At 58.7% G+C, this 21,128-nt stretch carries 21 protein-coding genes; 9 read left to right on the top strand and 12 right to left on the bottom strand.

Annotated elements, in window-relative coordinates; genetic code table 11:
• Position 1: 1 nt before the first annotated feature.
• The 3 genes from dhaL to BHE81_RS15840 form a co-directional block, all read right to left on the bottom strand.
• Positions 2–634: a dihydroxyacetone kinase subunit DhaL gene (gene dhaL / locus BHE81_RS15850; RefSeq protein WP_004181378.1), complete on the bottom strand. Its 633-nt coding sequence runs from the start codon at positions 632–634 to the stop codon at positions 2–4.
• 10 nt (positions 635–644) lie between these two features.
• Positions 645–1,715, bottom strand: a complete 1,071-nt coding sequence (dhaK, locus tag BHE81_RS15845; protein WP_002917682.1) for a dihydroxyacetone kinase subunit DhaK — start codon at positions 1,713–1,715, stop codon at positions 645–647.
• Positions 1,716–1,870: 155 nt separating this feature from the next.
• On the bottom strand, positions 1,871–2,056 hold the full coding sequence (locus BHE81_RS15840) for a hypothetical protein (RefSeq protein ID WP_032410174.1): 186 nt from the start codon (positions 2,054–2,056) through the stop codon (positions 1,871–1,873).
• A 269-nt stretch (positions 2,057–2,325) separates the two neighbouring features.
• Here BHE81_RS15840 and BHE81_RS15835 point away from each other — a divergent pair, with 269 nt between their 5' ends.
• Both BHE81_RS15835 and dhaR read left to right on the top strand, forming a co-directional pair.
• Complete coding sequence (locus BHE81_RS15835; RefSeq protein ID WP_002917681.1) at positions 2,326–3,423, top strand: glycerol dehydrogenase; 1,098 nt, start codon at positions 2,326–2,328, stop codon at positions 3,421–3,423.
• A gap of 101 nt (positions 3,424–3,524) precedes the next feature.
• A complete protein-coding gene (gene dhaR / locus BHE81_RS15830) occupies positions 3,525–5,450 on the top strand; it encodes a dihydroxyacetone kinase operon transcriptional regulator DhaR (protein WP_002917680.1) in 1,926 nt (641 codons plus the stop codon).
• On the opposite strand, the gene BHE81_RS15825 is transcribed toward dhaR, so the two are convergent.
• Genes BHE81_RS15825 through BHE81_RS15810 form a run of 4 tightly spaced genes read right to left on the bottom strand, consistent with a single transcriptional unit; the run spans position 5,428 to position 7,946 of the window.
• Entirely contained in the window at positions 5,428–5,958 is a 531-nt protein-coding gene (locus tag BHE81_RS15825) for a cob(I)yrinic acid a,c-diamide adenosyltransferase (protein WP_004210508.1), read from the bottom strand. The two genes, dhaR and BHE81_RS15825, sit on opposite strands and share 23 nt — an antisense overlap.
• On the bottom strand, positions 5,959–6,312 hold the full coding sequence (locus tag BHE81_RS15820; RefSeq protein ID WP_002917678.1) for a glycerol dehydratase reactivase beta/small subunit family protein: 354 nt from the start codon (positions 6,310–6,312) through the stop codon (positions 5,959–5,961).
• 20 nt (positions 6,313–6,332) lie between these two features.
• Positions 6,333–7,496, bottom strand: coding sequence for a 1,3-propanediol dehydrogenase (gene dhaT, locus BHE81_RS15815; RefSeq protein WP_023301484.1), 1,164 nt, complete (start codon positions 7,494–7,496; stop codon positions 6,333–6,335).
• A gap of 21 nt (positions 7,497–7,517) precedes the next feature.
• Entirely contained in the window at positions 7,518–7,946 is a 429-nt protein-coding gene (locus BHE81_RS15810) for a GlcG/HbpS family heme-binding protein (RefSeq protein ID WP_023283004.1), read from the bottom strand.
• Between the two features lie 413 nt (positions 7,947–8,359).
• On the opposite strand from BHE81_RS15810, the gene BHE81_RS15805 reads away from it, so the two are divergent.
• From BHE81_RS15805 to BHE81_RS15785, 5 genes are read left to right on the top strand one after another with little or no spacing between them, the layout of a single operon-like run.
• Complete coding sequence (locus BHE81_RS15805; RefSeq protein WP_023301485.1) at positions 8,360–10,027, top strand: propanediol/glycerol family dehydratase large subunit; 1,668 nt, start codon at positions 8,360–8,362, stop codon at positions 10,025–10,027.
• A gap of 12 nt (positions 10,028–10,039) precedes the next feature.
• Positions 10,040–10,624: a propanediol/glycerol family dehydratase medium subunit gene (locus BHE81_RS15800; RefSeq protein WP_002917672.1), complete on the top strand. Its 585-nt coding sequence runs from the start codon at positions 10,040–10,042 to the stop codon at positions 10,622–10,624.
• 2 nt (positions 10,625–10,626) lie between these two features.
• Positions 10,627–11,052, top strand: coding sequence for a glycerol dehydratase small subunit DhaB3 (locus tag BHE81_RS15795; protein WP_002917670.1), 426 nt, complete (start codon positions 10,627–10,629; stop codon positions 11,050–11,052).
• Between the two features lie 12 nt (positions 11,053–11,064).
• Entirely contained in the window at positions 11,065–12,888 is a 1,824-nt protein-coding gene (locus tag BHE81_RS15790; RefSeq protein ID WP_004174234.1) for a diol dehydratase reactivase subunit alpha, read from the top strand.
• Positions 12,889–12,941: 53 nt separating this feature from the next.
• Positions 12,942–13,745, top strand: coding sequence for an MIP/aquaporin family protein (locus BHE81_RS15785; protein ID WP_110246557.1), 804 nt, complete (start codon positions 12,942–12,944; stop codon positions 13,743–13,745).
• 51 nt (positions 13,746–13,796) lie between these two features.
• On the opposite strand, the gene hdeB is transcribed toward BHE81_RS15785, so the two are convergent.
• Positions 13,797–14,102: an acid-activated periplasmic chaperone HdeB gene (gene hdeB, locus BHE81_RS15780; RefSeq protein ID WP_002917655.1), complete on the bottom strand. Its 306-nt coding sequence runs from the start codon at positions 14,100–14,102 to the stop codon at positions 13,797–13,799.
• A 26-nt stretch (positions 14,103–14,128) separates the two neighbouring features.
• Positions 14,129–14,704 carry an HdeD family acid-resistance protein gene (locus BHE81_RS15775; RefSeq protein ID WP_023342602.1) on the bottom strand — a complete coding sequence of 192 codons (576 nt, stop codon included), beginning with the start codon at positions 14,702–14,704 and terminating at the stop codon, positions 14,129–14,131.
• A gap of 240 nt (positions 14,705–14,944) precedes the next feature.
• Here BHE81_RS15775 and BHE81_RS15770 point away from each other — a divergent pair, with 240 nt between their 5' ends.
• Positions 14,945–15,607, top strand: a complete 663-nt coding sequence (locus tag BHE81_RS15770) for a YfdX family protein (protein ID WP_004144810.1) — start codon at positions 14,945–14,947, stop codon at positions 15,605–15,607.
• 90 nt (positions 15,608–15,697) lie between these two features.
• On the opposite strand, the gene BHE81_RS15765 is transcribed toward BHE81_RS15770, so the two are convergent.
• Together BHE81_RS15765 and evgA are read right to left on the bottom strand one after the other, a co-directional pair.
• The gene (locus BHE81_RS15765) at positions 15,698–18,940 is read right to left on the bottom strand and encodes an ATP-binding protein (protein WP_023342603.1); all 3,243 of its coding nucleotides are present in this window, start codon (positions 18,938–18,940) and stop codon (positions 15,698–15,700) included.
• Positions 18,941–18,944: 4 nt separating this feature from the next.
• Entirely contained in the window at positions 18,945–19,559 is a 615-nt protein-coding gene (gene evgA / locus BHE81_RS15760; RefSeq protein WP_004185745.1) for an acid-sensing system DNA-binding response regulator EvgA, read from the bottom strand.
• A 300-nt stretch (positions 19,560–19,859) separates the two neighbouring features.
• On the opposite strand from evgA, the gene BHE81_RS15755 reads away from it, so the two are divergent.
• The gene (locus BHE81_RS15755; protein WP_004900718.1) at positions 19,860–20,225 is read left to right on the top strand and encodes an HdeA/HdeB family chaperone; all 366 of its coding nucleotides are present in this window, start codon (positions 19,860–19,862) and stop codon (positions 20,223–20,225) included.
• A 68-nt stretch (positions 20,226–20,293) separates the two neighbouring features.
• On the opposite strand, the gene BHE81_RS15750 is transcribed toward BHE81_RS15755, so the two are convergent.
• The gene (locus BHE81_RS15750; protein WP_004889691.1) at positions 20,294–20,566 is read right to left on the bottom strand and encodes a hypothetical protein; all 273 of its coding nucleotides are present in this window, start codon (positions 20,564–20,566) and stop codon (positions 20,294–20,296) included.
• Positions 20,567–21,128 lie beyond the last annotated feature (562 nt).

The raw sequence follows: 21,128 nt of genomic DNA, 5'->3' as shown, positions 1-21,128 counted from the left end.
CTTACTCTTTGGCGGCGGCGGCCAGCATCTGAACCATAAACAGCACCGAGGTCGCGCCGGGATCCTGATGTCCGATGCTACGCTCGCCGAGATAGCTGGCGCGGCCTTTACGCGCCTGCATAGTGATGGTGGCGTGGGCCGCACGCTCGGCCACTTCGCAGGCGGCATCCAGCGCGGCGGCGATCGACAGGTGCTGCTCGCTGGACTGGCGCAGGGAGTCCACCACCGGCAGCCAGACGTCGCACATGGTTTTATCCCCTGGCTCCGCTTTGCCGCGGTTGACGACACCGTCCGCACCTTCGCGGATCATCAGGTACAGCTCGTCGAGCGTCAGGCTCTGGTGGGCCTGGGTCACCTGCGCGGCGCGAATGAAGAAGGTGCCGAACAGCGGGCCGCTGGCGCCGCCGACGTTGGAGAGCAGCGTCATGCCGGTGTTTTTGAGGATAAAGCCAATATCTTTATCGGCAATCGACGGCAGCTTTTCGACCACTTTACTGAAACCGCGGTGCATATTGAGACCGTGGTCGGCGTCGCCAATCTCTTTATCGAGGCCGGTGAGAAAATCGCTCTCTTTGGTGAAAATATCGCCGCAGCGGTACAGCCAGTCGACGATTTGCGTTCTGTTCAGTGACATGTCGTGCTCCTTAGTTTCCCCAGTTCAGCGCCGGGGTGTGAACCGGGGCGTCCCATAGCGTCAGCGTCTCGTCATCCACTTTCAGCAGAGTGATGGAGAAGCCCGCCATATCCAGCGAAGTACAGTAGCTGCCGATGAGGTTGCGTTCGATGATGATGCCGGACGCTTCGCAGCGCTGGGCAAGGCGGTTATACACGCCATACAGTTCGGAAAGCGGAGTGGCGCCGAGGTTATTAACCAGCGCGATAACCCGGTCGCCGTTTTGCAGCGCGGTTTTGCTCTGCTGCACTTCCTGCCACGCGCCCTTGACGGTATCCCACTGGCGCAGCGTGCGGCTGTAAGCGCCGTTTTCCAGCAGGGTATCGAACATCTCATCGACGGTTTGGTCCAGCGAGCTGAAGCGGCGGCGGTCGATGCCCGGCTCGCCGTGAATGCCGACGCCGAACTCCATCTCGTCATCTTTCAGCGTAAAGGATGGCTGGCCGGCAGCCGGTACGGTGCAGGCGCCGAGGGCGATACCAATCGAGTGGCCGAGATTGTTCAGGCGGCGGCCCAGTTCAGCGCAGGCTTCCAGCGAGTCGCCGCGCTCGGCGGCGGCGCCGACCAGTTTTTCGATCAGTACGGTGTTGGCGACGCCGCGACGACCGGCGGTATAGAGGCTGTCTTTCACCGCCACGTCGTCGTCGACCACCACGGTGGTGACTTTAATGCCGCTCTCATGCAGCAGCTCGGTGGCGGTCTCAAAATTCAGGATGTCGCCGGTATAGTTTTTGATAATCAGCAAGACGCCTTCGCCGCCGTCAATTTGCATCGCGCATTCAAACATTTTGTCCGGCGTCGGCGAGGTGAAGATTTCCCCCGGACAGGCGCCGGAGAGCATGCCCTGGCCGATATAGCCGCAGTGCATCGGTTCATGTCCGCTGCCGCCGCCGGAGAGCAGGGCCACCTTGCCAGCCACCGGCGCGTCGGTGCGGGTCACATACAGCGGGTCCTGATGCAGGGTCAGCTGCGGATGGGCTTTAGCCAGCCCCTGTAATTGTTCATTCAGTACATCTTCAACACGGTTAATCAGCTTTTTCATTATTCAGTGCTCCGTTGGAGAAGGTTCGATGCCGCCTCTCTGCTGGCGGAGGCAGTCATCGCGTAGGGGTATCGTCTGACGGTGGAGCATGCCTGGCGATATGATGATTCTGGCTGAGCGGGCGAAAAAAAGAATGCCCCGACGATCGGGTTTCATTACGAAACATTGCCTCCTTGTTTTGTTTCTTTATGGAACGTTTTTGCTGAGGATATGGTGAAAATGCGAGCTGGCGCGCTTTTTTTCTTCTGCCATAAGCGGCGGTCAGGACAGCTGGCGAAGCGGGTGGGAAAAAATTTCTTGCTGATTTTCTGCCGACTGCGGGACAAAAGGCGGTCAAACACGGAGGATTGTAAGGGCATTATGCGGCAAAGGAGCGGATCGGGATCGCAATCCTGACAGAGACTAGGGTTTTTTGTTCCAATATGGAACGTAAAAAATTAACCTGTGTTTCATATCAGAACAAAAAGGCGAAAGATTTTTTTGTTCCCTGCCGGCCCTACAGTGATCGCACTGCTCCGGTACGCTCCGTTCAGGCCGCGCTTCACTGGCCGGCGCGGATAACGCCAGGGCTCATCATGTTTACATGCGCACTTATTTGAGGGTGAAAGGAATGCTAAAAGTTATTCAATCTCCAGCCAAATATCTTCAGGGTCCTGATGCTGCTGTTCTGTTCGGTCAATATGCCAAAAACCTGGCGGAGAGCTTCTTCGTCATCGCCGACGATTTCGTAATGAAGCTGGCGGGAGAGAAAGTGGTGAATGGCCTGCAGAGCCACGATATTCGCTGCCATGCGGAACGGTTTAACGGCGAATGCAGCCATGCGGAAATCAACCGTCTGATGGCGATTTTGCAAAAACAGGGCTGCCGCGGCGTGGTCGGGATCGGCGGTGGTAAAACTCTCGATACCGCGAAGGCGATCGGTTACTACCAGAAACTGCCGGTGGTGGTGATCCCGACCATCGCCTCGACCGATGCGCCGACCAGCGCGCTGTCGGTGATCTACACCGAAGCGGGCGAGTTTGAAGAGTATCTGATCTATCCGAAAAACCCGGATATGGTGGTGATGGACACGGCGATTATCGCCAAAGCGCCGGTACGCCTGCTGGTCTCCGGCATGGGCGATGCGCTCTCCACCTGGTTCGAGGCCAAAGCTTGCTACGATGCGCGCGCCACCAGCATGGCCGGAGGACAGTCCACCGAGGCGGCGCTGAGCCTCGCCCGCCTGTGCTATGATACGCTGCTGGCGGAGGGCGAAAAGGCCCGTCTGGCGGCGCAGGCCGGGGTAGTGACCGAAGCGCTGGAGCGCATCATCGAGGCGAACACTTACCTCAGCGGCATTGGCTTTGAAAGCAGTGGCCTGGCCGCTGCCCATGCAATCCACAACGGTTTCACCATTCTTGAAGAGTGCCATCACCTGTATCACGGTGAGAAAGTGGCCTTCGGTACCCTGGCGCAGCTGGTGCTGCAGAACAGCCCGATGGACGAGATTGAAACGGTGCTGGGCTTCTGCCAGCGCGTCGGCCTGCCGGTGACGCTCGCGCAGATGGGCGTCAAAGAGGGGATCGACGAGAAAATCGCCGCGGTGGCGAAAGCTACCTGCGCGGAAGGGGAAACCATCCATAATATGCCGTTTGCGGTGACCCCGGAGAGCGTCCATGCCGCTATCCTCACCGCCGATCTGTTAGGCCAGCAGTGGCTGGCGCGTTAATTCGCGGTGGCTAAACCGCTGGCCCAGGTCAGCGGTTTTTCTTTCTCCCCTCCGGCAGTCGCTGCCGGAGGGGTTCTCTATGGTACAACGCGGAAAAGGATATGACTGTTCAGACTCAGGATACCGGGAAGGCGGTCTCTTCCGTCATTGCCCAGTCATGGCACCGCTGCAGCAAGTTTATGCAGCGCGAAACCTGGCAAACGCCGCACCAGGCCCAGGGCCTGACCTTCGACTCCATCTGTCGGCGTAAAACCGCGCTGCTGACCATCGGCCAGGCGGCTCTGGAAGACGCCTGGGAGTTTATGGACGGTCGCCCCTGCGCGCTGTTTATTCTTGATGAGTCCGCCTGCATCCTGAGCCGTTGCGGCGAGCCGCAAACCCTGGCCCAGCTGGCTGCCCTGGGATTTCGCGACGGCAGCTATTGTGCGGAAAGCATTATCGGCACCTGCGCGCTGTCGCTGGCCGCGATGCAGGGCCAGCCGATCAACACCGCCGGCGATCGGCATTTTAAGCAGGCGCTACAGCCATGGAGTTTTTGCTCGACGCCGGTGTTTGATAACCACGGGCGGCTGTTCGGCTCTATCTCGCTTTGCTGTCTGGTCGAGCACCAGTCCAGCGCCGACCTCTCCCTGACGCTGGCCATCGCCCGCGAGGTGGGTAACTCCCTGCTTACCGACAGCCTGCTGGCGGAATCCAACCGTCACCTTAATCAGATGTACGGCCTGCTGGAGAGCATGGACGATGGGGTGATGGCGTGGAACGAACAGGGCGTGCTGCAGTTTCTCAATGTTCAGGCGGCGAGACTGCTGCATCTTGATGCTCAGGCCAGCCAGGGGAAAAATATCGCCGATCTGGTGACCCTCCCGGCGCTGCTGCGCCGCGCCATCAAACACGCCCGCGGCCTGAATCACGTCGAAGTCACCTTTGAAAGTCAGCATCAGTTTGTCGACGCGGTGATCACCTTAAAACCGATTGTCGAGGCGCAAGGCAACAGTTTTATTCTGCTGCTGCACCCGGTGGAGCAGATGCGGCAGCTGATGACCAGCCAGCTCGGTAAAGTCAGCCACACCTTTGAACAGATGTCTGCCGACGATCCGGAAACCCGACGCCTGATCCACTTTGGCCGCCAGGCGGCGCGCGGCGGCTTCCCGGTGCTACTGTGCGGCGAAGAGGGGGTCGGGAAAGAGCTGCTGAGCCAGGCTATTCACAATGAAAGCGAACGGGCGGGCGGCCCCTACATCGCCGTCAACTGCCAGCTATATGCCGACAGCGTGCTGGGCCAGGATTTTATGGGCAGCGCCCCTACCGACGATGAAAATGGTCGCCTGAGCCGCCTTGAGCTGGCCAACGGCGGCACCCTGTTTCTGGAAAAGATCGAGTATCTGGCGCCGGAGCTGCAGTCGGCCCTGCTGCAGGTAATTAAGCAGGGCGTGCTCACCCGCCTCGACGCCCGGCGCCTGATCCCGGTGGATGTGAAGGTGATTGCCACCACCACCGTCGATCTGGCCAATCTGGTGGAACAGAACCGCTTTAGCCGCCAGCTGTACTATGCGCTGCACTCCTTTGAGATCGTCATCCCGCCGCTGCGCGCCCGACGCAACAGTATTCCGTCGCTGGTGCATAACCGGTTGAAGAGCCTGGAGAAGCGTTTCTCTTCGCGACTGAAAGTGGACGATGACGCGCTGGCGCAGCTGGTGGCCTACTCGTGGCCGGGGAATGATTTTGAGCTCAACAGCGTCATTGAGAATATCGCCATCAGCAGCGACAACGGCCACATTCGCCTGAGTAATCTGCCGGAATATCTCTTTTCCGAGCGGCCGGGCGGGGATAGCGCGTCATCGCTGCTGCCGGCCAGCCTGACTTTTAGCGCCATCGAAAAGGAAGCTATTATTCACGCCGCCCGGGTGACCAGCGGGCGGGTGCAGGAGATGTCGCAGCTGCTCAATATCGGCCGCACCACCCTGTGGCGCAAAATGAAGCAGTACGATATTGACGCCAGCCAGTTCAAGCGCAAGCATCAGGCCTAGTCTCCTCGATACGCGCCATGGAGAACAGGGCATCCGACAGGCGATTGCTGTAGCGTTTGAGCGCGTCGCGCAGCGGATGCGCGCGGTCCATGGCCGTCAGCAGGCGTTCGAGCCGACGGGACTGGGTGCGCGCCACGTGCAGCTGGGCAGAGGCGAGATTCCTCCCCGGGATCACGAACTGTTTTAACGGGCCGCTCTCGGCCATATTGCGGTCGATAAGCCGCTCCAGGGCGGTGATCTCCTCTTCGCCGACCGTCTGGCTCAGGCGGGTCAGGCCCCGCGCATCGCTGGCCAGTTCAGCCCCCAGCACGAACAGCGTCTGCTGAATATGGTGCAGGCTTTCCCGCAGCCCGGCGTCGCGGGTCGTGGCGTAGCAGACGCCCAGTTGGGATATCAGTTCATCGACGGTGCCGTAGGCCTCGACGCGAATATGGTCTTTCTCGATGCGGCTGCCGCCGTACAGGGCGGTGGTGCCTTTATCCCCGGTGCGGGTATAGATACGATACATTCAGTTTCTCTCACTTAACGGCAGGACTTTAACCAGCTGCCCGGCGTTGGCGCCGAGCGTACGCAGATGATCGTCGCTATCGGTGACGTGTCCGGTAGCCAGCGGCGCGTCCGCCGGCAGCTGGGCATGAGTGAGGGCTATCTCGCCGGACGCGCTGAGCCCGATACCCACCCGCAGGGGCGAGCTTCTGGCCGCCAGGGCGCCCAGCGCAGCGGCGTCACCGCCTCCGTCATAGGTTATGGTCTGGCAGGGGACCCCCTGCTCCTCCAGCCCCCAGCACAGCTCATTGATGGCGCCGGCATGGTGCCCGCGCGGATCGTAAAACAGGCGTACGCCTGGCGGTGAAAGCGACATGACGGTCCCCTCGTTAACACTCAGAATGCCTGGCGGAAAATCGCGGCAATCTCCTGCTCGTTGCCTTTACGCGGGTTCGAGAACGCATTGCCGTCTTTCAGAGCCATCTCCGCCATGTAGGGGAAGTCGGCCTCTTTTACCCCCAGATCGCGCAGATGCTGCGGAATACCGATATCCATCGACAGACGCGTGATAGCGGCGATGGCTATTTCTGCCGCGTCGAGGGTGGACAGACCGGTGATATTTTCGCCCATCAGTTCAGCGATATCGGCGAATTTCTCCGGGTTGGCGATCAGGTTGTAGCGCGCCACATGCGGCAGCAGGACAGCGTTGGCCACGCCGTGCGGCATGTCATACAGGCCGCCCAGCTGGTGCGCCATGGCGTGCACGTAGCCGAGGTTGGCGTTATTGAAAGCCATCCCGGCCAGCAGAGAGGCATAGGCCATGTTTTCCCGCGCCTGCAGATTGCTGCCGAGGGCCACGGCCTGGCGCAGGTTGCGGGCGATGAGGCGGATCGCCTGCATGGCGGCGGCGTCCGTCACCGGGTTAGCGTCTTTGGAGATATAGGCCTCTACGGCGTGGGTCAGGGCATCCATCCCGGTCGCCGCGGTCAGGGCGGCCGGTTTACCGATCATCAGCAGCGGATCGTTGATAGAGACCGACGGCAGGTTGCGCCAGCTGACGATCACAAACTTCACTTTGGTTTCGGTGTTGGTCAGGACGCAGTGGCGGGTGACCTCGCTGGCGGTGCCGGCGGTGGTATTGACCGCGACGATAGGCGGCAGCGGGTTGGTCAGGGTCTCGATTCCGGCATACTGGTACAGATCGCCCTCATGGGTGGCGGCGATGCCGATGCCTTTGCCGCAATCGTGCGGGCTGCCGCCGCCCACGGTGACGATGATGTCGCACTGTTCGCGGCGAAACACGGCGAGGCCGTCGCGCACGTTGGTGTCTTTCGGGTTCGGCTCGACGCCGTCAAAGATCGCCACCTCGATCCCGGCCTCCCGCAGATAATGCAGGGTTTTGTCCACCGCGCCATCTTTAATTGCCCGCAGGCCTTTGTCGGTGACCAGCAGGGCTTTTTTCCCCCCCAGCAGCTGGCAGCGTTCGCCGACTACGGAAATGGCGTTGGGGCCAAAAAAGTTAACGTTTGGCACCAGATAATCAAACATACGATAGCTCATAATATACCTTCTCGCTTCAGGTTATAATGCGGAAAAACAATCCAGGGCGCACTGGGCTAATAATTGATCCTGCTCGACCGTACCGCCGCTAACGCCGACGGCGCCAATTACCTGCTCATTAAAAATAACTGGCAGGCCGCCGCCAAAAATAATAATTCGCTGTTGGTTGGTAAGCTGCAGACCGTACAGAGATTGTCCTGGCTGGACCGCTGACGTAATTTCATGGGTACCTTGCTTCAGGCTGCAGGCGCTCCAGGCTTTATTCAGGGAAATATCGCAGCTGGAGACGAAGGCCTCGTCCATCCGCTGAATAAGCAGCGTGTTGCCTCCGTGGTCAACCACGGAAAACACTACCGCCACCTTGATCTCAGTGGCTTTTTTTTCCACCGCCGCCGCCATTTGCTGGGCGGCAGCCAGGGTGATTGTCTGAACTTGTTGGCTCTTGTTCATCATTCTCTCCCGCACCAGGATAACGCTGGCGCGAATAGTCAGTAGGGGGCGATAGTAAAAAACTATTACCATTCGGTTGGCTTGCTTTATTTTTGTCAGCGTTATTTTGTCGCCCGCCATGATTTAGTCAATAGGGTTAAAATAGCGTCGGCAAAACGTAATTAAGGGCGTTTTTTATTAATTGATTTATATCATTGCGGGCGATCACATTTTTTATTTTTGCCGGCGGAGTAAAGTTTCATAGTGAAACTGTCGGTAGATTTCGTGTGCCAAATTGAAACGAAATTAAATTTATTTTTTTCACCACTGGCTCATTTAAAGTTCCGCTATTGCCGGTAATGGCCGGGCGGCAACGACGCTCGCCCGGCGTATTCGCTACCGTCTGCGGATTTCACCTTTTGAGCCGATGAACAATGAAAAGATCAAAACGATTTGCAGTACTGGCCCAGCGCCCCGTCAATCAGGACGGGCTGATTGGCGAGTGGCCTGAAGAGGGGCTGATCGCCATGGACAGCCCCTTTGACCCGGTCTCTTCAGTAAAAGTGGACAACGATCTGATCGTCGAGCTGGACGGCAAACGCCGGGACCAGTTTGACATGATCGACCGGTTTATCGCCGATTACGCGATCAACGTTGAGCGCACAGAGCAGGCAATGCGCCTGGAGGCGGTGGAAATAGCCCGCATGCTGGTGGATATTCACGTCAGCCGGGAGGAGATCATTGCCATCACTACCGCCATCACGCCGGCCAAAGCGGTCGAGGTGATGGCGCAGATGAACGTGGTGGAGATGATGATGGCGCTGCAGAAGATGCGTGCCCGCCGGACCCCCTCCAACCAGTGCCACGTCACCAATCTCAAAGATAATCCGGTGCAGATTGCCGCTGACGCCGCCGAGGCCGGGATCCGCGGCTTCTCAGAACAGGAGACCACGGTCGGTATCGCGCGCTACGCGCCGTTTAACGCCCTGGCGCTGTTGGTCGGTTCGCAGTGCGGCCGCCCCGGCGTGTTGACGCAGTGCTCGGTGGAAGAGGCCACCGAGCTGGAGCTGGGCATGCGTGGCTTAACCAGCTACGCCGAGACGGTGTCGGTCTACGGCACGGAAGCGGTATTTACCGATGGCGATGATACGCCGTGGTCAAAGGCGTTCCTCGCCTCGGCTTACGCCTCCCGCGGGTTGAAAATGCGCTACACCTCCGGCACCGGATCCGAAGCGCTGATGGGCTATTCGGAGAGCAAGTCGATGCTCTACCTCGAATCGCGCTGCATCTTCATTACCAAAGGCGCCGGGGTTCAGGGACTGCAAAACGGCGCGGTGAGCTGTATCGGCATGACCGGCGCTGTGCCGTCGGGCATTCGGGCGGTGCTGGCGGAAAACCTGATCGCCTCTATGCTCGACCTCGAAGTGGCGTCCGCCAACGACCAGACTTTCTCCCACTCGGATATTCGCCGCACCGCGCGCACCCTGATGCAGATGCTGCCGGGCACCGACTTTATTTTCTCCGGCTACAGCGCGGTGCCGAACTACGACAACATGTTCGCCGGCTCGAACTTCGATGCGGAAGATTTTGATGATTACAACATCCTGCAGCGTGACCTGATGGTTGACGGCGGCCTGCGTCCGGTGACCGAGGCGGAAACCATTGCCATTCGCCAGAAAGCGGCGCGGGCGATCCAGGCGGTTTTCCGCGAGCTGGGGCTGCCGCCAATCGCCGACGAGGAGGTGGAGGCCGCCACCTACGCGCACGGCAGCAACGAGATGCCGCCGCGTAACGTGGTGGAGGATCTGAGTGCGGTGGAAGAGATGATGAAGCGCAACATCACCGGCCTCGATATTGTCGGCGCGCTGAGCCGCAGCGGCTTTGAGGATATCGCCAGCAATATTCTCAATATGCTGCGCCAGCGGGTCACCGGCGATTACCTGCAGACCTCGGCCATTCTCGATCGGCAGTTCGAGGTGGTGAGTGCGGTCAACGACATCAATGACTATCAGGGGCCGGGCACCGGCTATCGCATCTCTGCCGAACGCTGGGCGGAGATCAAAAATATTCCGGGCGTGGTTCAGCCTGACACCATTGAATAAGGCGGTATTCCTGTGCAACAGACAACCCAAATTCAGCCCTCTTTTACCCTGAAAACCCGCGAGGGCGGGGTAGCTTCTGCCGATGAACGTGCCGATGAAGTGGTGATCGGCGTCGGCCCTGCCTTCGATAAACACCAGCATCACACTCTGATCGATATGCCCCATGGCGCGATCCTCAAAGAGCTGATTGCCGGGGTGGAAGAAGAGGGGCTTCACGCCCGGGTGGTGCGCATTCTGCGCACGTCCGACGTCTCCTTTATGGCCTGGGATGCGGCCAACCTGAGCGGCTCGGGGATCGGCATCGGTATCCAGTCGAAGGGGACCACGGTCATCCATCAGCGCGATCTGCTGCCGCTCAGCAACCTGGAGCTGTTCTCCCAGGCGCCGCTGCTGACGCTGGAGACCTACCGGCAGATTGGCAAAAACGCCGCGCGCTATGCGCGCAAAGAGTCACCTTCGCCGGTGCCGGTGGTGAACGACCAGATGGTGCGGCCGAAATTTATGGCCAAAGCCGCGCTATTTCATATCAAAGAGACCAAACATGTGGTGCAGGACGCCGAGCCCGTCACCCTGCACGTCGACTTAGTAAGGGAGTGACCATGAGCGAGAAAACCATGCGTGTGCAGGATTATCCGTTAGCCACCCGCTGCCCGGAGCATATCCTGACGCCTACCGGCAAACCATTGACCGATATTACCCTCGAGAAGGTGCTCTCTGGCGAGGTGGGCCCGCAGGATGTGCGGATCTCCCGCCAGACCCTTGAGTACCAGGCGCAGATTGCCGAGCAGATGCAGCGCCATGCGGTGGCGCGCAATTTCCGCCGCGCGGCGGAGCTTATCGCCATTCCTGACGAGCGCATTCTGGCTATCTATAACGCGCTGCGCCCGTTCCGCTCCTCGCAGGCGGAGCTGCTGGCGATCGCCGACGAGCTGGAGCACACCTGGCATGCGACAGTGAATGCCGCCTTTGTCCGGGAGTCGGCGGAAGTGTATCAGCAGCGGCATAAGCTGCGTAAAGGAAGCTAAGCGGAGGTCAGCATGCCGTTAATAGCCGGGATTGATATCGGCAACGCCACCACCGAGGTGGCGCTGGCGTCCGACGACCCGCAGGCGAGGGCGTTTGTTGCCAGCGGGATCGTCGCGACGACGGGCATGAAAGGGACGCGGGACAATATCGCCGGGACCCTCGCCGCGCTGGAGCAGGCCCTGGCGAAAACACCGTGGTCGATGAGCGATGTCTCTCGCATCTATCTTAACGAAGCCGCGCCGGTGATTGGCGATGTGGCGATGGAGACCATCACCGAGACCATTATCACCGAATCGACCATGATCGGTCATAACCCGCAGACGCCGGGCGGGGTGGGCGTTGGCGTGGGGACGACTATCGCCCTCGGGCGGCTGGCGACGCTGCCGGCGGCGCAGTATGCCGAGGGGTGGATCGTACTGATTGACGACGCCGTCGATTTCCTTGACGCCGTGTGGTGGCTCAATGAGGCGCTCGACCGGGGGATCAACGTGGTGGCGGCGATCCTCAAAAAGGACGACGGCGTGCTGGTGAACAACCGCCTGCGTAAAACCCTGCCGGTGGTGGATGAAGTGACGCTGCTGGAGCAGGTCCCCGAGGGGGTGATGGCGGCGGTGGAAGTGGCCGCGCCGGGCCAGGTGGTGCGGATCCTGTCGAATCCCTACGGGATCGCCACCTTCTTCGGGCTAAGCCCGGAAGAGACCCAGGCCATCGTCCCCATCGCCCGCGCCCTGATTGGCAACCGTTCCGCGGTGGTGCTCAAGACCCCGCAGGGGGACGTGCAGTCGCGGGTGATCCCGGCGGGCAACCTCTACATTAGCGGCGAAAAGCGCCGCGGAGAGGCCGATGTCGCCGAGGGCGCGGAAGCCATCATGCAGGCGATGAGCGCCTGTGCTCCGGTACGCGACATCCGCGGCGAACCGGGCACTCACGCCGGCGGCATGCTTGAGCGGGTGCGCAAGGTAATGGCGTCCCTGACCGACCATGAGATGAGCGCGATATACATCCAGGATCTGCTGGCGGTGGATACGTTTATTCCGCGCAAGGTGCAGGGCGGGATGGCCGGCGAGTGCGCCATGGAAAATGCCGTCGGGATGGCGGCGATGGTGAAAGCGGATCGTCTGCAAATGCAGGTTATCGCCCGCGAACTGAGCGCCCGACTGCAGACCGAGGTGGTGGTGGGCGGCGTGGAGGCCAACATGGCCATCGCCGGGGCGTTAACCACTCCCGGCTGCGCGGCGCCGCTGGCGATCCTCGATCTCGGCGCCGGCTCGACGGATGCGGCGATCGTCAACGCGGAGGGGCAGATAACGGCGGTCCATCTCGCCGGGGCGGGGAATATGGTCAGCCTGTTGATTAAAACCGAGCTGGGCCTCGAGGATCTTTCGCTGGCGGAAGCGATAAAAAAATACCCGCTGGCCAAAGTGGAAAGCCTGTTCAGTATTCGTCACGAGAATGGCGCGGTGGAGTTCTTTCGGGAAGCCCTCAGCCCGGCGGTGTTCGCCAAAGTGGTGTACATCAAGGAGGGCGAACTGGTGCCGATCGATAACGCCAGCCCGCTGGAAAAAATTCGTCTCGTGCGCCGGCAGGCGAAAGAGAAAGTGTTTGTCACCAACTGCCTGCGCGCGCTGCGCCAGGTCTCACCCGGCGGTTCCATTCGCGATATCGCCTTTGTGGTGCTGGTGGGCGGCTCATCGCTGGACTTTGAGATCCCGCAGCTTATCACGGAAGCCTTGTCGCACTATGGCGTGGTCGCCGGGCAGGGCAATATTCGGGGAACAGAAGGGCCGCGCAATGCGGTCGCCACCGGGCTGCTACTGGCCGGTCAGGCGAATTAAACGGGCGCTCGCGCCAGCCTCTCTCTTTAACGTGCTATTTCAGGATGCCGATAATGAACCAGACTTCTACCTTAACCTGGCAGTGCGTGGCCGAGTTTCTTGGCACCGGATTGCTCATTTTCTTCGGCGCGGGCTGCGTCGCTGCGCTGCGGGTCGCCGGGGCCAGCTTTGGTCAGTGGGAGATCAGTATTATCTGGGGCCTTGGCGTCGCCATGGCCATCTACCTGACGGCCGGTGTCTCCGGCGCGCACCTTAATCCGGCGGTGACCATTGCCCTGTGGCTGTTCGCCTGTTTTGAACGCCGCAAGGTGCTGCCGTTTATTGTTGCCCAGACGGCCGGGGCCTTCTGCGCCGCCGCGCTGGTGTATGGGCTCTATCGCCAGCTGTTTCTCGATCTTGAACAGAGTCAGCATATCGTGCGCGGCACTGCCGCCAGTCTTAACCTGGCCGGGGTCTTTTCCACGTACCCGCATCCACATATCACTTTTATACAAGCGTTTGCCGTGGAGACCACCATCACGGCAATCCTGATGGCGATGATCATGGCCCTGACCGACGACGGCAACGGAATTCCGCGCGGGCCGCTGGCGCCGTTGCTGATTGGCTTGCTGATCGCCGTGATCGGCGCGTCGATGGGGCCGCTAACCGGCTTTGCGCTGAATCCGGCGCGCGACTTCGGCCCAAAACTGTTTACCAGTCTGGCCGGGTGGGGCTCGATCGCCTTTACCGGTGGGCTGGCGATCCCTTACTTTCTGGTGCCGCTGCTGGCGCCGGTGGTGGGGGCGATTATCGGGGCGTTTTTGTATCGCAAGCTTATCGGCCGCCATCTGCCGTGCGAATGCGGTATCGATGAGTAAAGCGGGACCCGCCGCAGCGCGGCGGGTTTCCCCGGCCTGATGCCGGGGGGGTTATTTTTTGATGACCGCGCTGAGATCGCCAAGTTTAGCGGCGGGGTTCTTGTGGCACTCCTGCAGCATTTTCGGTACCGAAACGGTCTCGACTTCATGCCAGTCAACATAGTCGCCGCCGCTAAAGTCGGTGTTGCGATTCACTACCCAGAAGGCCACCGGGGTCATGCTTTTTGGGTTCATATCCATAAATTCCTGACAGGTCATATTCTGCGGCGTGGTTTCCTCAACCGCGAACGCCGGGCTGGTCATCAGACAGAATGTGGTAGCCGCCACGGTCAATACGAGTGCTTTAGGTAAATTCATTTTCTTCTCCAGTGACAAAATAGGGCTTAAGCCTGAGCGTGCTTCATTTTATTGCGCAGGACCAACAAGCCGATGGCGCTAAATATCATTTCAACGCCGATAAAGGCGGTAATAAATAACCAGCTTTGCTGCGGGTTCATGGCCAGCCACAGGCAGGCGATAAGTAAATCCAACAGGCCGATAAAAATATTCCAGCCAGCGCCGCTTTGTTTGCGGGTTTGACATCCGTTAACGATGCGGGAAATACCGCCGAGAACAAATAAAAAGCCAAATAAAATGGCCAGACTGCTCATACCGTTGAGAGGATTGACGACAAAGCTCAGGCCGAGCACGATCCAGGCGATGGCGAAGATCAGCGCCACCAGGTGTGATTTCCAGTGCTGCTGGCGGAAGACAATCAGGCTGTACAGCGAATAGAAGCCGCAGATCATCAATAACATGCCGGTTACTGTGGCGAGATACCAGCCGGCGACCAACGGCCAGGCCAGACAACAGGCTCCGCAGATAAACAGCAATACCGCCATCAGGCAGGCATGCCGTTTATATCGAATGAAGACGCGTGGGCTAAACGCATTTAAGGTGTAATGGCTAAACATAAACATAATTGCTCCGCAGATCCCGGTTGGCGGCCTGACGCTGAATAAAAAGCGTGAGGGTTTATTCAGCGGGCCAAAAGAAAGGTCTGAGGAAAATAGTAGGCCGCGCGATCGGCAGGCGTAAATAAGAGCGCCGAGGTCACTTTATACGCCTGGTCTGACAGCTGTCAGACCAGGCCCGCAATATTACTTCCGGGCTCTGATTCTCAATGCCCGCGATATTTTTTAAGCTGGCTGCGTTTGGTGATGCTTACCGATTTTAATCAGGAGTCAACGATGAAAAAAGTCATTCTGGCGAGCCTGCTGGCAACCATGATGAGTACCTCTCCGGTATGGGCAACAGATAGCGCGACGGCAGCGCCAGCCGCGGCAGCCACGACGCAGGTACAGAAAGAAGCCGCCGATGTGCTGCAGGTGGCGGTGCAGGGCGCGAATGCGATGCGCGACATCCAGTTCGCCCGTCTGGCGCTGTTCCATGGCCAGCCGGATAGCGCCAAAAAACTGACAGACGACGCCGCCGCGCTGCTGGCCGCCGATGATGCCAGCTGGGCGAAGTTTGTGAAAACTGATGCTAAAGCCAAAATGATCGCCGATCGCTATGTGATCATTAACGCCTCTATCGCCCTGTCTGAAGACTATGTGGCCACGCCGGAAAAAGAGAGCGCTATCCAATCCGCCAACGAAAAGCTGGCGAAAGGCGATCAGAAAGGGGCTATCGATACCCTGCGCCTGGCCGGTATTGGCGTGATTGAGAACCAGTATCTGATGCCGCTTAACCAGACCCGTAAGGCGGTAGCGCAGGCGCAAGAACTGCTGAAAGCCGGTAAATATTACGAAGCGAATCTGGTGCTGAAGGGCGCTGAAGAGGGCATTGTGGTGGATAGCGAGATGCTGGTGGCAGGCAACTGATACTTGTTCCACCCTGAGAGAGCGCAGAGGAAAAAACTGACAAGGATGTCCCCTTAACGCTCGGGCAGGCGGACTGCCCGAGCGGAACGGCTAGCGGCCGATCAGGGCGTCGATTTCGCCATCGATCTCGCGCATGACGCCGGTGATGCGCTGTACCACCTCCAGACAGCTTGCCGGCGTCAGCGAATCAGGCCGCTTTGCCTCAAAAGGGACGCACAGTTGTTGTAGCGCAGTAATCCCCAGAATTTGTGCTGAACCGTGCAGACGGTGCAGCGCCCGCAGAAAGATCTGCGGCTCATGCCGGGCGATTGCCTGTCCGGCAGCCTGTAAATCCGCGGCCGACGCATCGCGGAACGTCTCCAGCATCTCATTCATCAGCGCCTGGTCTCCCCCCGTATTCTCGCTCAGCACGCTGAGCTTCAGGTGCCGGGTAGCGTGAGGTGATGCGCGGCCCACCGCTAAACGGCTGAGCTCATGACTCAGCGTCTGGACCGACACCGGCTTAAACAGACACATATTCATGCCGCTGGCCAGACACGCCTCCCGCGACTGCGGCAGCGCGCTGGCAGTCACGCCCCAAATTACCAGGCCCGGATAGCGACGGCGTAGCGAGGCCGCCAGCTCCAGGCCATCTTTCTTCGGCATATTGAGGTCCGTTATCAGCAGATCGTAATGTTTGCTGGCGAGCTTATTCTCTGCCTCTTCACCGTCGCAGGCTTCATCGACGCTATAGCCGATAGTGCTGAGCTGGCGCTTGAGCAGTAGCCGGTTGGTGGGGTGATCGTCCGCTATCAGTATCGCCAGCCCGGGTAGAGCCTGCGGTCTGGCGGGCGACGACTGCGGCGCGTGGATCGCGCAGCGGCTCGCCTTGACCGGCAGCGTGATGGTGAAAGTGGTCCCCACGCCCGGACGGCTGACCATCTCCAGGCGACCCTGCATCAGCGCAACCAGCTCTTTGCAAATGACCAGCCCCAGTCCGGAGCCGGTCTGCTGGCGTCCCTGGCGCGCCTGGGCATAGCGGTGGAAGAGGGTGGCCTGCTCTGCTTCACTGATCCCGCAGCCGCTGTCGCTAACCATGAGGGCCAACTCTCCCTGTGTCTCATTCGCCGGCGTCAGCCGGCAGGAGACCTGAATTGCGCCTTCGACGGTAAACTTCAGCGCATTGCCGATGAGATTATTGAGGATTTGCCGTAGCGCCTGCGGGTCGACCCACAGCATGGTCCCTTCCTGCAGCGCGTTATGGTAGTGCAGATCGATGCCCTTTTGCTGCGCCAGTGCGTCGAAGGTATGACACTGCTGCGACACTAACTGTGCGACATCGCTCCACTGCGGGGTAACCTGGTATTTTCCCGATTCAATCTTGTCGATATCAAGAATATTGCCGATAAGTCCCAGCAGGGTTTGCGCCGTCGATCCCGCCAGCTCGATCGCCTCTTTACGCTGGCCGCCGTTCAGCTCCGGTTTCGCCAGCAGCTCCAGAAAGCCGACGATGGCGCTCACCGGCGTGCGCAGCTCGTGGCTCATGCTGGCCAGAAAGCGGCTCTTGGCTTTTGTCGCCTGAATCGCTTTGTCTTTTTCGCGCTCCAGCGCACAGGAGAGGGCCTCCTTCTGCGCCAGCTCCTCCTCGAGCCGCTGCTGGGAGTCTTTACGTTTGCGCACTTCCCGACACAGAGAGAGTCCCCAGCCGAGGCTGATGGCGATCAGCACCAGCGCAAAGGCGATCAGCTGGTAAAACTGGCGGCTGTACTGGCTCCAGTTCTCTATTTGCTGACTGGAGATTTTCGACCACTTCTCGGTCATCTGCAGAATATCCCGTGGCGGAATAACCTGCAGCGCTTTGTTAAGAATGGCGGCCAGCACCGGTTCATCGCGCGGGATGGCCAGCCGAATGGCCGCGACGGGGAGTCCATCAATGCGGGTGTAGTGCAGACCCTGTGGATAGTAGTGGTCGATCATATAGCGGGCGGAAAGCTCCGAGGCTACGGCGGCATCCACTTCGCCTTCCTCTACCATCTTCATGGCGACGCCAACGTTATCCGTTTCCACCCAGTTAATCAGCGGAAAACGCGCTTTCAGATCATGGGCGGCGATAGGCCCGACCGGCAGGGCGATCCGCGCCGAGCGCGTCAGCAGATGCTGGTCGGGGGCGCTGCCGCGGGCGACCAGCACAAAGGCCACGTTAATGAGCGGATCGCTGAGGGTGACGTAGGCCTGCGGCTGTGGGATCAGGGTGGCGGCGGGCATGATCGCCCAGTCCTCTTTTTCCATGCGCTTTGCCAGAGCCTGACGGTTGCGCACCAGAATAGGGTCAAACTGCAGGCCGGTCTGGAGTGAGACAATATTCAGCATATCGGCCATGATGCCGCGCAGTTCATCCTCGTTATCCACCAGGGTAAATGGCGGGAAATAGGGGTTCACCAGCAGGCGGACGCGACGATGCTTCTGCAGCCAGCGCTGCTCTTCGGGGCTAAAGGTAAGCGGGGTATTGAGAAACGACAGATCGCCACGGTTGAGCCAGTTTTGCATGATCCGCATCGCGGTGTCGCTGTCGACGGCATGGATAAAACGGTCGAGGAGTTGATGCAGCTCTGGCCGATCGTCACGGGTGACAAAGCGGTTGTGTTGCTCCTGCTGACGAAAATAGTGCGCGATAACCAGCGATTGCGAGAAATATTTCGAGATGCAGTGGCCAGTGGTGATGTTGTTGCCGATAAAATACTGATTCTCGCCGCTGACCACCGAGGCGAGAGCCTGATAGTCGCTATCATAAAGGGTGATTTTGGCGTTGGGAAACGCCTGCTGAATAATATCGAAAAAAGCGCAATCGCGGGTGCAGGCCAGCGTGACGCGGCGGTCAGTGGTCAGCGGCGGCAGAGGGGATTTCAGCGAGGTGACCAGCGTCGGCCAGGTTTTAAGCAGCGGCGCGGATTGATCCAGGCCCGGGGCGAGCGCATCCCGGTGCGCCACCTGAGTGAGCAGGGTATCCACCTGGCGGTCGGCCAGGGCGGTGAGCGCCTGCTGCTCGGTGTCATACTGGCGGATAATCACCTTCAGTCCGAGGCTGTGCGCCATCAGCGCCAGATAGTCGGCGTTAATGCCCTGATAACTTTTCTCGTCGCCGTCATAGACGATGGGTGTCCTCTCGGGAAGCCAGGTCCCGACGGTCAGCGTAGGCTGCGCCGCCAGCCATGCTTTCTCCTTACCGCTAAGCGGGATATCGATCGCCGCGATATGAGAATGGCTCTTCAGCTCCAGCTGTTTCATGGCATACGCGGCAGGCGAGAGGCTCAGCGCCAGCCCGACAACGACGGATAAAATAAGACGAACCGCCATGCCATCACCCTATTTTATTGCGTTGCGCAAAGTCATATAGCTCAAGCAGGGTGCTGCAGCCTAATTTATCCATCAGACGGACCTTATAGGTACTTACCGTTTTATTGCTGATATTCATTTTGCTGCCGATGGTGGTGTAGTCGACGCCGCTGAGAATATAGCGGAACACCTTCATCTCCTGCGTTGACAGCGTATCCAGCCGGTCCTGATCGGTGATGCCGTGGGTGCAGAAGCGTTCCAGTGAAAAGGGGAAATAGCTGTAGCCATTATTGGCTGCGTCGATTGCGGCGAGGATATTATTCATTCCCTCTTTTTTACTCACAAAACCATTTGCTCCGCAGTCGGCGCTGCGTTTGCCGTAGAACAGTTCATTCTTAGCGGAAATGATGATGATTGTTCTCTGGTAGCGGCGTTTGCGCAGCTGCTCCAGCACCTCGATACCGCTGAGCTCCGGAATATCGACGTCGACGATGAGCAGGTCAGGCTGCATGCTTTCCGCGGTCTGCACGGCATGAGCGCCGCTGTCGAGCTCTGCCGCGACGGTAATACCGTTGCTGTCGAGTAGGTTGCGAATGGCGATACGTGCCAATGGATGATCGTCAATGATTATCGCATTCATGGGGGCGTAAATCCTGATATGAAAAAAGAAGGGCGATGCCTGGTGCAGGTGCGGCGGGGGTTATTTTTATCGATGCCGTTATAAGGCGTAATTGTAACACAAATCGTTTTGGGCCAGGGAAATATTGTGGAGCTGAGCCAGACGAATATATTTGCATAGCTGGATGACAGCTGTAGGAACGGGCGTTCACTTGCTTCAGCGCGGTCTGCTGTTAAAAAAAATGCAAACGATTAATCTGCTCTTATTAAGGTGAGTTCTCGGAATATCGTCCGGCGACAACTGGCAGGTAAAATAATAACAATGGCGAAAGAAAAACGCGCCTTCTGGCGAAAATGGGTTTGGAAACATCTGCTGGCAGGAATAACAGTACTGGCAATGAGTAGCGCCGCGGTGGGAAAGGATGTCGTCCCCGATGAGGCGCGGACCCGAGATATGATGCGCTGTCAGGATTATCTGCAACTGGATCCGCGCGCCTGGACGCCGATGGTGATTTGGCTGATGAACGATCCTTTTTCACTGGAGCCGCCGGAGTGGACCGACTTCCATGAAGCCGAGCTGGTGCTGACGCCGATCCTCACCGAAATCTGCCGTCAGGAGCCGGATGTCTGGCTCACCTCGCTGCGGGAACGGCTCAATTCTTATCAGCAGGTGCGGTCACTGAACTAAGCGACCGCGGTAAAACGGCAGAAAAAGTGACTAAATGGGCAGTTAGCGGCCTTCTTCTGCGCAAAGGCTCAGCAGCGGCCCGCTTTTTGCGACAGGGCGTCGCAGGTTTTGCTCGCTAGCGTCGGGTTGGCGCCGGCGCAGATGGCATCTGAGACGGTGCTACCGCCGCCCAGCGGGATCAGCCCGTAAAGCTTCGGCTCGGCGGCCTTCGTCACATAGCAGCGATGGCTGGTTTTGCCGATGGTGGCCACAAAGTTGGTTTTCACATCCTGCTGCCTCGCATCGGAAATTGTCACCTGCGAAGCATCGACATTAAAAGCAAACGCGGCGGCCTCTTTCATTTCATTTTCCGTCGCCATGGGTGGTTTAGCTACGCAACCCATTAATAACAGTGCCAGACAGGTACTGATTGATATATCCCGTATTTTCATCATTTCATCCTTTTTGTAAGTCAGCGGGTTATATATAAGAGCGGGGGGAGGAACGCGTTGATTTCGAACAGCTGGCGCAGGCTATGGTTATTATTCGGAAATTGACCTGTGTTGTTACATTTATCGTGAGTAGTATGAATTCCAGCATTGCAGGAATGAAAGATATTTTAAGACTACGTTGCGTAGTTAGACAGAAGTCAACAGGAGTGCGGCGGTTATGGGCTGCCCGAGATGCTCTGAGCAATATTTTGCTAAGGCAGAATGCTATCTGTTTTAGCGTAAGCGCAAATTTTCCCTGCGTTATAACGGACTTTTTATCCTCTTAATGGGATAGCGACAACACGCTAAGCCATGCGCGCTGCTCAGCGGTTTGTGGTGCCATTTTAAAATTCAGGAACAAAAAAGCCACTCTTTCGAGTGGCTTAATTATATGATTTTAAATCTAAAATTTGGTGGCCCCTGTTGGGTTTGA

This window comes from Klebsiella sp. AqSCr (assembly GCF_008452795.1).
Lineage (GTDB): Bacteria > Pseudomonadota > Gammaproteobacteria > Enterobacterales > Enterobacteriaceae > Klebsiella > Klebsiella pneumoniae.
Note: the sequence above shows the minus strand (reverse complement) of the source record. Positions and strands in the feature narration are given on the sequence as shown.